The organism is Carboxylicivirga fragile (assembly GCF_050589805.1).
GTDB classification, from domain to species: domain Bacteria; phylum Bacteroidota; class Bacteroidia; order Bacteroidales; family Marinilabiliaceae; genus Carboxylicivirga; species Carboxylicivirga fragile.
In genome coordinates, this window is sequence record NZ_JBNGOY010000027.1 from 19,395 (window position 1) to 32,239 (window position 12,845).

At 38.0% G+C, this 12,845-nt stretch carries 13 protein-coding genes and 3 tRNA genes; all 16 read left to right on the forward strand.

Features of this window, described 5'->3' with window-relative positions:
• Nucleotides 1-2 precede the first annotated feature (2 nt).
• Nucleotides 3-1,319 (forward strand): sodium-dependent transporter, encoded by a 1,317-nt coding sequence (locus ACRD7B_RS13020; RefSeq protein ID WP_430825008.1) that lies wholly within the window; start codon nucleotides 3-5, stop codon nucleotides 1,317-1,319.
• 35 nt (nucleotides 1,320-1,354) lie between these two features.
• A complete protein-coding gene (locus ACRD7B_RS13025) occupies nucleotides 1,355-2,416 on the forward strand; it encodes a helix-hairpin-helix domain-containing protein (RefSeq protein WP_430825009.1) in 1,062 nt (353 codons plus the stop codon).
• Nucleotides 2,417-2,590: 174 nt separating this feature from the next.
• Complete coding sequence (rpsU, locus tag ACRD7B_RS13030; protein ID WP_430825010.1) at nucleotides 2,591-2,782, forward strand: 30S ribosomal protein S21; 192 nt, start codon at nucleotides 2,591-2,593, stop codon at nucleotides 2,780-2,782.
• 73 nt (nucleotides 2,783-2,855) lie between these two features.
• Nucleotides 2,856-3,740 (forward strand): tyrosine-type recombinase/integrase, encoded by an 885-nt coding sequence (locus ACRD7B_RS13035; protein WP_430825011.1) that lies wholly within the window; start codon nucleotides 2,856-2,858, stop codon nucleotides 3,738-3,740.
• A gap of 18 nt (nucleotides 3,741-3,758) precedes the next feature.
• Nucleotides 3,759-4,058, forward strand: a complete 300-nt coding sequence (hpf, locus tag ACRD7B_RS13040) for a ribosome hibernation-promoting factor, HPF/YfiA family (RefSeq protein ID WP_430825012.1) — start codon at nucleotides 3,759-3,761, stop codon at nucleotides 4,056-4,058.
• 182 nt (nucleotides 4,059-4,240) lie between these two features.
• Nucleotides 4,241-4,323, forward strand: a tRNA-Tyr gene (locus ACRD7B_RS13045).
• A 66-nt stretch (nucleotides 4,324-4,389) separates the two neighbouring features.
• Nucleotides 4,390-4,462 (forward strand) — tRNA-Gly (locus ACRD7B_RS13050).
• A 127-nt stretch (nucleotides 4,463-4,589) separates the two neighbouring features.
• Nucleotides 4,590-5,777, forward strand: coding sequence for an elongation factor Tu (gene tuf / locus ACRD7B_RS13055; RefSeq protein WP_430825013.1), 1,188 nt, complete (start codon nucleotides 4,590-4,592; stop codon nucleotides 5,775-5,777).
• Between the two features lie 47 nt (nucleotides 5,778-5,824).
• Nucleotides 5,825-5,897, forward strand: a tRNA-Trp gene (locus ACRD7B_RS13060).
• A 60-nt stretch (nucleotides 5,898-5,957) separates the two neighbouring features.
• Complete coding sequence (gene secE / locus ACRD7B_RS13065) at nucleotides 5,958-6,152, forward strand: preprotein translocase subunit SecE (RefSeq protein WP_430825014.1); 195 nt, start codon at nucleotides 5,958-5,960, stop codon at nucleotides 6,150-6,152.
• A gap of 18 nt (nucleotides 6,153-6,170) precedes the next feature.
• Nucleotides 6,171-6,716 carry a transcription termination/antitermination protein NusG gene (gene nusG / locus ACRD7B_RS13070; RefSeq protein ID WP_430825015.1) on the forward strand — a complete coding sequence of 182 codons (546 nt, stop codon included), beginning with the start codon at nucleotides 6,171-6,173 and terminating at the stop codon, nucleotides 6,714-6,716.
• Between the two features lie 103 nt (nucleotides 6,717-6,819).
• Nucleotides 6,820-7,263 carry a 50S ribosomal protein L11 gene (gene rplK, locus ACRD7B_RS13075; protein WP_430825016.1) on the forward strand — a complete coding sequence of 148 codons (444 nt, stop codon included), beginning with the start codon at nucleotides 6,820-6,822 and terminating at the stop codon, nucleotides 7,261-7,263.
• Nucleotides 7,264-7,282: 19 nt separating this feature from the next.
• Nucleotides 7,283-7,978 (forward strand): 50S ribosomal protein L1, encoded by a 696-nt coding sequence (rplA, locus tag ACRD7B_RS13080; protein ID WP_430825017.1) that lies wholly within the window; start codon nucleotides 7,283-7,285, stop codon nucleotides 7,976-7,978.
• Nucleotides 7,979-8,006: 28 nt separating this feature from the next.
• The gene (gene rplJ, locus ACRD7B_RS13085) at nucleotides 8,007-8,525 is read left to right on the forward strand and encodes a 50S ribosomal protein L10 (protein WP_430825018.1); all 519 of its coding nucleotides are present in this window, start codon (nucleotides 8,007-8,009) and stop codon (nucleotides 8,523-8,525) included.
• Between the two features lie 33 nt (nucleotides 8,526-8,558).
• Nucleotides 8,559-8,936, forward strand: a complete 378-nt coding sequence (rplL, locus tag ACRD7B_RS13090) for a 50S ribosomal protein L7/L12 (protein ID WP_430825019.1) — start codon at nucleotides 8,559-8,561, stop codon at nucleotides 8,934-8,936.
• Between the two features lie 95 nt (nucleotides 8,937-9,031).
• Nucleotides 9,032-12,841, forward strand: coding sequence for a DNA-directed RNA polymerase subunit beta (gene rpoB, locus ACRD7B_RS13095; protein ID WP_430825020.1), 3,810 nt, complete (start codon nucleotides 9,032-9,034; stop codon nucleotides 12,839-12,841).
• Nucleotides 12,842-12,845 lie beyond the last annotated feature (4 nt).

The window sequence follows — 12,845 nt, forward strand, 5'->3', positions numbered from 1 at the left end:
TCATGACTACAACATCACGAGATAGTTTTACAGGTAAATTTGGTGTAATTGCTGCTGCTGCTGGTTCTGCAGTTGGATTAGGAAATATTTGGCGTTTTCCCTATGTGGTTGGTGAAAATGGTGGTGGAGCCTTCTTGTTGGTTTATATCTTATTCATATTTGCAATTGGAATACCAGTTATGGTTTCGGAACTATTGATTGGTCGTCGATCACAAAAAAATGTATTTGGAGCCTTTCGAACATTGGCACCAGATAAACCATTTTTTATGATTGTTGGAATTATGGGGGTTGGTGCAGCTTTTATGATTTTGGCATTTTATTCAGTTGTAGCAGGGTGGACATTAGAATATACCTATATGGCCATTGGTGATAATTTATTAGATAAGTCATCGGCTGAATTGTCGGCTTTTTTTGAATCTTTTTCAGAATCTACCGCAGGCCCCATTGGATGGATGGTTTTATTTATGACGCTTACAGCTGGTATTGTTATTGGCGGAGTTAAAAAAGGTATTGAGCGTTATACTAAAATATTGATGCCTATTCTATTTGTGATAATCGTTGTGTTGTGTATCAATTCAGCGATGTTACCGGGTGCTGGCGAAGGTTTTGCTTTTTTGTTTAAACCTGATTTCTCAAAGGTCACAGGATCAGTTATTCTTGAAGCCTTAGGTCAGGCATTCTTTTCGCTAAGTATTGGTATGGGAGTTATCGCTACCTATGGTTCGTATATTCAAAAGAAAGAAAATTTATTAAATACGGCTATCTCTGTTTCTATTGCAGATACATTGATTGCAGTGTTAGCAGGTGTAGCAATATTTCCTGCAGTTTTCGCATTTGGTATTAATCCAAGTGCCGGTCCGGGTTTGGTGTTTGAGACTTTACCGAATGTTTTTAACCAGATGTCTGGGGGTTATCTGTTTTCGGTAGCTTTCTTCCTTTTATTGGTTATTGCAGCTTTAACATCTTCGGTTTCATTGTTGGAAGTTGTAGTTGCTTATTTTTCAGAAGAGTTAAAGATGAATCGTAAGTTAGCAACTGTAATCGCTGCCTCCGTTATTACTGGTTTAGGTGTGGTTTGTGTTATTTATGATAAAGTATTCACTTTCTTCGATAAAACATCATCAAATGTATTGCTACCTCTTGGCGGTATTTTTATTGCCATTTTTGTAGGATGGGTTTTGGGTAAAGCCAAAACGAAAGATGAGTTAGAAGCGCATGGGGGTAAGGCACGTTTGGTTGGTTTTTTAATGATTATACTTAAGGTGATAGCACCAATTGCCATTGGAATTGTATTTTTAAATGGCATCGGATTGTTGTAAATTAAGCTGATATTCTCATGTTATTGTAACAGACTATGGGTTTACGGCAAGACTATTTTACTTTATCACGGCGCGAGCAAGTAGGTTTTTTAAGCTTAATCGTTATTCTCTTCTGTCTTATCGTTGTATTTTTCTTACGATCTGATGAGGCTGAAATAATTCAAGATCCCGAATTGGACGCATGGGTCTCGGAGGTGAATGAGCTGAATAGAACAATTGCTGTGGAGTCTTCTCGCATTGAGTTCTTTGCATTTAATCCAAACAAGGCTTCTGCAAAGCAATTAAAACAATTAGGGTTTAGCGAGTACGCAATAGCTAATCTTGTTAAGTATCGCGATGCTGGAGGTAAGATCAGTAGTTTTTCCAAGTTTAAAGGTATTTATGGTGTCGACTCTTCTCATTTGCGTAGGATTCAATCGTACATCGTATTTGATAAAGTCGAAGTTGATCAACAAGAAGATTACAAAAAGAGTTATGCTGATTTTTACATTGATCTGAATAGTGTTGATTCGGCTAAGCTAATCAAATGGTCAATTCATCCTCTGTTAGTTAATGATATTCTCTCATCCCGACAAAACAATTATTTTACACAACGCTATAGTCGTGATTCACTAATGGGCTACTCTCTTGCAACATGGCACGAGATTAAGGCTGGCAGTATAGTGTCAAAGCGCGTTGATTCGCTCAACGATGAGTTTGTAATTGAATTGAATGAGGCTGATACAGCAGCATTAGTTGTATTGCGCGGCATTGGTTCGGTATTGGCCAGGCGTATTGTATATTATCGAAATCGACTTGGTGGTTTTTACGATGTTAAGCAATTATTGGAAGTAGAAGGGGTATCGCCAGTGGTTCTTAGTGATAACCAAGAGCATCTTAAGGTTGATCCGGATCAGATAAAGCCTGTTAATATTAATAAGGCAAGTTTAAAAAGCATGAAGAATCATCCATATATTGATTTTTATATGGCCAAAGATATTTATGAATTGCGAAAGAAAGACGGTGTTATAAATACTTTTCATTCAGTTTTTAACCTCGCTTCGTTTGCCAATAAAGATACTTCGCTAATAAAGCGCTATGTTTATTTCGAAGATTAGTTATCTTTTTAATTTATTGTTATAAAAAAGGATGAATAAAATTTGCTGTAGTCGCGAAACTTCATTTTCTTTGCACCTGCAAAAATCAGAGGTGTGTTTTGATTAAAGTGCATATGGTTGATTTTTGAATGATTATTGATTAATTTTGCGATCAGAATAAAAAAGAACAGTGTTATGATAGTAATTCCAATGAAAGAAGGCGAAAACATTGAAAGAGCCTTAAAGAAATTTAAAAGAAAATTCGAAAAAACTGGTACTATGCGTGAGTTAAGATCTCGTCAAGCATTTACTAAGCCTTCGATTGTAAGAAGAGAACAAGTTAAAAAAGCAATATACATCGAGCAATTACAGCGCGAGGAGGATTAATTTCCTTTTGGGGGTGTCTGTTGTTGCGATTTTTTGTATATTCGTTTAAAGCTTAAAATGGCACCCTCTGTTAATGCAACATTTAAATTCATTCTATAAATATCTGGAGTTTGAGAGGCGTAATTCGGTTCACACCATTACGGCTTATAAGAATGATGTTGGTCAATTTTGTCAATATCTGGAAGATGAGCGAATCAAGCTTTGGGAAGATGTTTCTTCGAAAGTCATCCGTCTCTGGATGGTGAATATGTTGGACAAAGGTGTTTCTGCTCGTTCTGTTCAGCGTAAGGTTTCAACATTAAAAGTTTTATTTCGTTTTTTAATTCGGGAAGAAGTACTTGAGTTAAATCCTGCTGAGAAAGTAATTACTCCGAAGATTCCAAAACGTTTGCCTGTGTTTGTAAAGGAAACGGAAATGGATAATCTTTTGGATGGAGTGAAATTTGAAGAGGGGTATCAGGGTGTTCGTAATCGTTTGATTATAGATGTTTTTTATTTCACCGGTATGCGTTTGTCTGAATTAGTTGATTTGAAATTGTCTCAGATAGATTTAGCGGGTGATATTATTAAGGTTTATGGTAAGCGCAAGAAAGAAAGAATTATTCCGATTACTAAAGAACTAAAGCTTGCGATTGTTGGTTATATAAAGGAGAGAAACAATTGTTTTCCTAATGTTGAAAACGTGTACGTGTTTTTAACAGATAAAGGAATGCCGATATATCATAAAATGGTGTATCGAATTGTAAATCGATATTTAAATGTTGTATCAACTGTACAAAAGAAGAGTCCGCACGTTATTCGGCATTCTTTTGCAACAGCCTTGTTAAATCGAGGTGCTGATTTAAATGCAATAAAGGAGTTGTTGGGGCATGCTAATTTAGCTGCGACTGAAATTTATACACACAACTCTTATGAGAAAATAAATGCTATTTATAAACAAGCTCATCCGAGAGCTTAAAAAGATGGAGGATTGCATATGAATGTAACAATTCAATCTGTACACTTTACTGCTTCAGAACAGTTGGAGCAATTTGTTCAACAAAAGGTAAATAAGTTGGATCAGTTTTTTGATGGTATAGTAGCTGCGGAAGTTATTTTGAAGTTGGAGAAGTCTGATTCAACAGAGAATAAAGTGGCTGAAATTAGCTTAAATGTACCAGGTGGTGATTTGTTTGCGAAAAAACAATCAAAAACTTTTGAAGCAGCCGTAGATTTATCTGTTGATGCCTTGCGTAAACAGTTGATAAAATGGAAAGAAAAGGTGCGTGCCAAATAGGCAAAAAAAAAAGTGTTTTTTTTGTGTTGTTGAAAATAAATTATACATTTGCACACCGTTTTTAGGATAGTGCGTCCAGTGCGTTTTAAAATCGATTTTAATAGGCTGATTGACTGAGGTGATCGGCCTATTGAAATGAAAGAAAGCTTGCAAAAGTGCATTTGCTTTTAAAAAATAATATTGGGGAGATACCAAAGCGGCCAACTGGGACGGACTGTAACTCCGTTGACTTATGTCTTCGCAGGTTCGAATCCTGCTCTCCCCACGAATTTTTGTATTGAAATTCTACTTCTCAAACTGAATTGAAGTAATTCGATGTGGTTTTGTGAATGCGAAAGTAGCTCAGTTGATAGAGCATCAGCCTTCCACGCTGAGGGTCGCGGGTTTGAGCCCCGTCTTTCGCTCTTTTACTTTTACATGAGTAGAATGGAAAGAATAAAATTTAGGGATTATTCAAATTTGTTTGACAATCCTATAAATAAGAGTTAGTTTAAGAAACAATTTATATCTAATTGTCTAATATTTCGAGTTATGGCTAAAGAAAAATTTGAAAGGACGAAGCCTCACGTTAATATCGGAACCATCGGTCACGTTGATCATGGTAAAACAACATTGACTGCTGCAATTACAACTGTATTGGCATCAAAAGGATTTTGTGAAGTTAAAGACTTTGATCAAATCGACAATGCTCCTGAAGAGAAGGAAAGGGGTATTACTATTAACACTGCTCACGTTGAGTACGAAACTGCAAATCGTCACTACGCACACGTTGACTGTCCAGGTCACGCGGATTATGTGAAGAACATGGTAACTGGTGCTGCCCAAATGGACGGCGCTATCTTAGTATGTGCTGCAACTGATGGTCCTATGCCACAGACTCGCGAGCATATCCTACTTTGTCGTCAGGTAAACGTTCCTAAAATCGTTGTTTTCTTGAATAAAGTTGACATGGTTGATGACGAAGAATTGTTAGAGCTTGTTGAGATGGAAGTTCGTGATCTATTAAGCTTTTATGAGTTTGATGGTGATGAGTCTCCTGTTATCATGGGTTCTGCTCTTGGTGGATTGAACAACGATCCTCAGTGGGTTGACAAAATTATGGAATTGATGGACGCGGTAGATGAGTGGATTCCACTTCCTCCACGTGATGTTGAGAAAGATTTCTTAATGCCTGTTGAGGATGTATTCTCTATTACAGGTCGTGGTACTGTTGCTACAGGTCGTATCGAAACAGGTGTTATCAACTCTGGAGAGGAAATGCAAATCATTGGTTTAGGTGCAGAAGGTAAGAAAACTGTATGTACTGGTGTTGAGATGTTCCGTAAGATTCTTGATCGTGGTGAAGCTGGTGATAACGTAGGTTTATTGCTACGTGGTATCGACAAAACTGAGATTAAGCGTGGTATGGTATTAGCTAAGCCAGGTTCAATCAATCCTCACTCTCAGTTTAAAGGTGAGATCTATGTGTTGAAGAAAGAAGAAGGTGGTCGTCACACTCCTTTCCACAACAAGTACCGTCCTCAGTTCTATTTACGTACGCTTGATGTAACTGGTGAGATCACTCTTCCTGAAGGATCTGAAATGGTTATGCCTGGTGATAACGTTACAATCACTGTTGACTTGATTTACCCAGTAGCATTAAACGTAGGTCTTCGTTTCGCTATTCGCGAAGGTGGTCGTACAGTGGGTGCTGGTCAGGTAACTGAAATTATGGACTAATTTAGTTTAATATATATGTAACCGGAAACCTTGTTTCCGGTTATTTTACGGGTGTAGCTCAGTTGGTAGAGCACTGGTCTCCAAAACCAGGTGTCGGGAGTTCGAGCCTCTCCTCCCGTGCAAAAAAGCCGATTTCGAATCATTATTGTTTTGAAATCGGCCAATTAATGAAACAAGATTATGAGTAAAATAACAGCATATTTTAAAGACGTTCAAAATGAGTTGATCCATAAGACTTCATGGCCAACATGGCCTGAGCTTACTAACAGCGCAATTGTTGTTATGGTGGCCTCTTTGATCGTTGCGGGTATTATTTTCGGTATGGATATTTCTTTTGAGAAACTTACTGAATTTGTTTACTCACGTCTTTACTAATCATATAGTACTTTTATAATGGCCGAAGTCGAAAAGAAGTGGTATGTGCTCCGTGCAATTGGCGGAAAAGAGAAGAAGGTAAAAGAGTATTTGGAAAGCGAAATAGTTGGCTTAAAACTGACTGATTACGTCAATCAAGTACTTATTCCTACTGAAAAGGTTTATCAAATACGTAATGGTAAAAAGGTAAGTAAAGAACGTCCTTATTTACCGGGTTATGTTTTGGTTGAAGCTGCAATGGTAGGTGAGATACCACATATTCTACGTAATTTACCAAATGTAATTGGTTTCTTGGGTGACAATAAAAATGTTCCTGTAGCATTACGTCAATCCGAAGTAAACCGTATATTAGGTAAGGTTGATGAATTGAATGAAACAGACGAAGAACTCAATGTGCCTTATTTTGTTGGTGAAACAGTGAAGGTGATTGATGGTCCATTCAATGGCTTTAACGGTTTAATCGAAGAGGTCAACGAAGAGAAGAAGAAATTAAAAGTAATGGTGAAAATTTTCGGAAGAAAAACACCTTTGGAATTGAGTTTTATGCAGGTAGAAAAAGAGTAGTTGCTTAGTAGTATAAAGACTTCCATGTAAACGTAATGTTTGCATCTACAAGTAATCAATCTTATTTTATCTCATTTTTTATTAATAAATACGAATTGCTACAATGGCTAAAGAAGTAGAAGCTTTTATCAAACTTCAGATAAAAGGTGGCGCTGCGAATCCTTCACCTCCGGTTGGACCTGCATTAGGTGCAAAAGGGGTGAACATTATGGAGTTCTGTAAGCAATTCAATGCCAGAACACAGGAAAAAGCTGGTAAAGTTTTACCTGTGGTCATCTCGGTGTATAAAGATAAATCATTTGAATTTATCATTAAAACACCTCCGGCAGCTGTGCAAATTTTGGAAGCGGCAAAACTTAAGAGTGGTTCTCCGGAACCTAATCGTAGGAAAGTTGGTTCTATTACCTGGGAACAGGCACGTACAATAGCTGAGGATAAGATGGCTGACTTGAATTGTTTTAAAGTAGAATCTGCAATGAGGATGATCGCTGGTACCGCCAGAAGTATGGGTGTCACCATGAAAGGCGAATTCCCTGGTAGTAACTAATTAATACCTTTTTGCGAAAATGACAAAACTAACAAAGAATAAAAAGTTAGCGTTAGAAAAAATCGATGCCTCAAAACAGTATACGATTGAAGAAGCAGCAAAATTGGTTAAGGAAATTACCACTACCAAATTTGATGCATCACTAGACGTTGACGTTCGCTTGGGTGTAGACCCGCGTAAAGCGAACCAAATGGTTAGAGGTGTTGTCACTTTGCCTCACGGAACGGGAAAAGTAACTCGCGTACTTGTGATGTGTACTCCTGATAAGGAGGAAGAAGCAAAGGCAGCAGGCGCTGATTATGTTGGACTAGACGAATACATCGAAAAAATCAAAGGTGGTTGGACCGATGTGGACGTGATTATAACCATGCCAAGTGTAATGGCTAAGGTAGGTGCTTTAGGACGTATATTAGGCCCACGTGGACTAATGCCGAATCCGAAAAGTGGTACTGTAACCATGGATATAGCAAAGGCTGTTAACGAAGTTAAAGCAGGTAAAATTGACTTTAAAGTTGACAAGTACGGAATTATCCACACATCTGTTGGTAAGGTATCGTTTACTGAAGATAAAATCGTTGAAAACGTAAAAGAATTCATGGCAATGATCATGAAGCTTAAGCCGTCATCGGCAAAAGGAACTTACGTTAAGAGTGTTAGTCTTTCGAGTACCATGAGTCCTGGTCTTCGCATCGAACCTAAATCGGTTGATGCTTAATGTTTAATCTTTAAAGAAAGAAGGAATCATGAGAAAAGAAGATAAAAATACGGTTGTCAACGATTTAGTTGCTAACATTAATGAGTTCAGTCACTTCTATGTAACTGAAGCTGGAGGCTTAAACGCTGAGGTAAGTAGTAACTTACGTCGTGAGTGTTTTAAGAAAGAAGTAAAAATGGTGATGGTTAAAAACACCCTTTTACGCAAAGCTTTGGAAGAAGTGGATGGTGAGTACGAAGAAATGTTTAGCACCTTTAAAGGAACTACAGCGGTATTATTCTCCAATACTGGAAATGTTCCTGCTAGGTTGATTAAAGAGTTTGCTAAAGCTAACGCTAAGCCAACGCTTAAGAGTGCATTTGTAGAGGAATGTCTTTACATTGGCGAAGATCAACTTGAAGCACTATGTAATATCAAGTCTAAGGATGAGCTACTTGGCGAAATCGTTGGATTACTTCAGTCACCAATGAAGAATGTTGTATCTGCACTACAATCAGGCGGAAACACTATTCACGGTGTATTGAAGACCTTAGGAGAAAGAGAATAAAAAAAGTACAAACAATATTTAATAAATAGAAAAATGGCTGATATCAAAAAGCTTGCAGAAGAATTAGTAAATTTGACTGTTAAAGAAGTTAACGAACTTGCTGAAGTATTAAAAGAGGAACACGGTATCGAACCTGCAGCTGCTGCTGTAGCTGTTGCTGGTCCTGCTGCTGGTGGCGAAGGTGATGCTGCTGCTGAGCAAACTGAGTTTGATGTAATCTTAAACTCTGCTGGTGGTTCTAAATTAGCTATCGTTAAGTTAGTGAAAGAAATGACTGGTGTAGGTCTTAAAGACGCTAAAGAATTAGTTGACAAAGCTCCTACAGCATTGAAGGAAAAGATCACTAAAGAAGAAGCTGAAGCATTAAAATCTCAATTAGAAGAGGCAGGAGCAGAAGTTGAACTTAAGTAATCAAATTCCTATATAAGGATACGGTTTAGGAACCCTTTTGGGCTCCTAAACCTTTTTGTGCTTTAATGTTTTAGGTTCAATAAATTTGTTGATAGATGACTCCAAATACTACCGAGAGGATTAGTTTTGCTTCCATACAGAATAGGTTGAATTACCCTGACTTGTTGGAGGTTCAATTAAAATCTTTCCGCGAATTCTTCCAAAAGGGAACCACCCCGGAAGAGCGGAAACTTGAGGGTTTATATCAGGTTTTCAATGAGAATTTTCCAATTACGGATACAAGAAATAACTTCGTTTTAGAATTTCTTGACTTCTCTATTGATCCCCCGAGATATAGCCTCTCAGAGTGCATAGAAAGAGGTTTAACTTTTAGTGTACCTCTAAAAGCCAAATTAAAATTGTACTGTACCGATCCTGAACATGAGGATTTCGATACAGTTGTACAAGATGTATATTTGGGCACAATTCCTTACATGACCGATAAAGGTAGCTTTATCATTAATGGTGCAGAGCGTGTTGTTGTAAGTCAGTTACACCGTTCACCTGGTGTATTCTTTGGCCAAAGCGTACATGCCAATGGTACTAAATTGTACTCTGCGCGTATTATACCTTTTAAAGGATCATGGATTGAATTTGCTACCGATATAAATAGTGTGATGTATGCTTACATCGACAGAAAGAAAAAACTTCCTGTTACAACACTATTAAGAGCCATTGGATACGAAGGGGATAAGGATATCTTAGCCATCTTCGACTTGGCAGATGAAATTAAAGTCAATAAGGCAGGTTTGAAAAAAGTGGTTGGCCGTAAGCTGGCTGCACGTGTTTTGAAAACCTGGATTGAGGATTTCGTGGATGAAGATACAGGTGAGGTTGTTTCCATCGAGCGTAATGAAGTTGTGATCGATCGTGAAACAGTTATTGCTGAAGAACACGTTGAAGAAATCATTGACTCCGGTACAAAAACCATTCTATTGCACAAGGAAAATCAGAATTTGTCTGATTTTGCAATCATCTATAATACACTACAGAAAGATCCTTGTAACTCTGAAAAAGAGGCTGTAGTTCACATCTATCGACAGTTGAGAAATGCTGAGCCACCTGATGAGGCTACAGCACGTGACGTTATTGATAAATTATTCTTTTCAGACAAGCGTTATGACTTAGGAGAAGTAGGTCGTTACCGTTTGAATAAGAAATTGAATCTAAATACACCAGCTGAAAATAAAGTGTTAACACGTGATGATATCATTGCGATTATTAAACACTTGATTCAGTTAATTAACTCAAAAACTGATGTTGATGATATTGATCACTTAAGTAACCGTCGTGTACGTACTGTTGGTGAGCAAATGTCTAATCAGTTTGGTGTTGGTTTAGCACGTATGGCACGTACTATTCGTGAGCGAATGAATGTACGTGACAACGAGGTATTTACTCCAATTGATTTGATTAATAGCAAGACACTTTCGTCGGTTATTAATAGTTTCTTTGGAACAAATGCTTTATCTCAGTTTATGGATCAAACCAATCCACTTGCCGAGATAACACACAAACGTCGTATGTCTGCATTAGGGCCTGGAGGTCTGTCTCGTGAAAGAGCAGGTTTTGAGGTACGTGATGTTCACTATACACACTATGGCCGTTTATGTCCGATTGAAACACCTGAGGGACCAAACATTGGTTTGATTTCTTCATTATGTGTTTATGCTAAAATTAACGACCTAGGTTTTATCGAAACACCTTATAGAAGTGTTGAGGAAGGTAAAGTTGATTTATCTAACGAAGGCGTTTCATATTTAACGGCAGAAGAGGAAGAAGAAAAAATCATTGCACAGGCAAATGCGCCAGTGGGTGAGGATGGATTCTTTATTAACGAAAGAGTTAAGGCACGTGAAGAAGGTGACTTCCCGGTTGTAGAACCGACTAAGGTTCACATGATGGACGTTGCACCTAACCAGATTGCTTCTGTTGCTGCATCTCTAATTCCTTTCCTTGAGCACGATGATGCCAACCGTGCACTGATGGGATCTAACATGATGCGTCAGGCTGTACCTTTATTGAAGCCTGAGTCACCGATTGTTGGAACTGGACTAGAGGGTAAGTTGATTCAAGATTCACGTACACATATTGTTGCTGAAGGCGAGGGTGTTGTAGAGTATGTGGATGCTGATGAGATTGTAATTCGTTATGATTTAACAGATAATGATCGCTTTGTAACCTTCGAAGGTGATACTAAGCGTTATCCTATCATTAAATATCAAAAAACTAACCAGAACACTTGTATCGATGTTAAGCCTTTAGTTAGAAAAGGCGACAGAGTTGCTGAAGGTCAGATATTGACTGATGGTTACTCAACCGAGAAAGGTGAACTTGGATTAGGACGTAACCTGAAAGTGGCATTTATGCCTTGGAAAGGTTATAACTTTGAGGATGCGATTGTAATTTCTGAACGTGTTGTTCGAAATGACGTATTTACTTCGGTACACATCGATGAGTACTCATTAGAAGTGCGTGACACTAAACGTGGATTGGAAGAATTAACTTCAGATATTCCTAACGTTAGTGAAGAAGCTACAAAAGACCTTGATGAAAACGGATTAATTCGTATTGGAGCTCACGTTAAGCCTGGTGATATCTTAATTGGCAAGATTACCCCAAAAGGTGAAAGTGACCCAACACCAGAAGAAAAATTACTTCGTGCTATTTTCGGTGAAAAAGCTGGTGATGTAAAAGATGCATCATTAAAAGCTTCTCCATCGCTAAAAGGAGTTGTAATAGATAAGAAGTTGTTCTCTCGTATTGTTAAAGATCGTAAATCGCGTACTACTGAGAAAAGTCAGATTACGAAGATTGATGAGGATTTTGCAAGATCAGCAGATGAACTTAAAGGAAGATTAATAGATAAGTTATTTACTCAGGTTAATGGCAAAACATCGCAAGGTGTTAAGGATTATCTTGAAGTTGATATCGTATCAAAGGGTACCAAGTTTACTCAGAAAATTCTGAACGACATTGAGTACTTAAATGTTAATCCAAATAAGTGGACAACTGATAAAGATAGAAACGAGCTAATTTCTAAGGTAATTCATAATTACCGTATGAAATACAAAGAATTGGAAGCCCACGAAAAACGTCAGAAATACAATGTGACGATTGGAGATGAGCTACCAGCTGGTATTATTCAGTTAGCTAAAGTTTATATCGCTAAGAAACGTAAAATTACTGTCGGAGATAAGATGGCTGGTCGTCATGGTAACAAGGGTATTGTATCCAAAATTGTACGTGCCGAAGATATGCCATTTCTTGAAGATGGAACGCCAGTAGATATTGTATTGAATCCACTAGGTGTGCCTTCAAGGATGAACCTTGGACAGATTTATGAAACTGTATTAGCATGGGCCGGAAAGAACTTGGGTGTCAAATTTGCCACTCCAATTTTTGATGGTGCTTCTATGGATGATATGAATTCGTGGACTGATAAAGCAGGAGTTCCTCGCTATGGTCGTACATACTTGTACGATGGTGGAACAGGTGAGCGCTTCCATCAGCCAGCAACAGTAGGTATTATTTATATGCTTAAACTGGGGCACATGGTTGAAGATAAGATGCATGCTAGATCAATCGGACCTTACTCATTAATTACGCAGCAACCATTGGGTGGTAAAGCTCAGTTTGGTGGTCAGCGTTTTGGTGAGATGGAGGTATGGGCATTAGAGGCTTTTGGTGCCGCTAATATCCTACAAGAGATCTTAACTGTGAAATCAGATGATGTTATAGGACGAGCCAAAGCTTATGAAGCGATTGTAAAAGGTGATCCACTTCCACAAGCTGGAATACCGGAGTCATTGAATGTATTGCTTCACGAGATGCGAGGTCTTGGACTTAGCGTGAACCTAGATTAATAGT